Genomic DNA, 235 nt, shown 5'->3' on the forward strand with positions numbered 1-235 from the left:
CGCGCCCGTGAGATCTGGCTGCCGGAGCGACTGGACGCGGGGGACGAGGTCCACGTGTGCCGCCCGCGGGACCGTGGCCGCCTCGCCCTCCCCGGCGTCACCTCCCACCGGACGGCGCTCCCGCCCGCGGACGGGGGGCGCGTGCGGATCGGCGGTCTGGCCTGGTACGTCCCCGCCCCCCCCCGCCTCTGGGTCGCCCTCGCGGCCCCGCTCGGCGGCGCCGTGCTCCTCATCC

Annotated in this window: 1 pseudogene; it reads left to right on the forward strand. The window is 80.4% G+C overall.

Annotated features, from left to right (window positions below):
* Positions 1–235, forward strand: a pseudogene (locus KVS67_RS13200) (hypothetical protein); the annotation flags it as partial.

The organism is Micrococcus sp. GbtcB5, from assembly GCF_019091605.1.
Lineage (GTDB): Bacteria > Actinomycetota > Actinomycetes > Actinomycetales > Micrococcaceae > Micrococcus > Micrococcus luteus.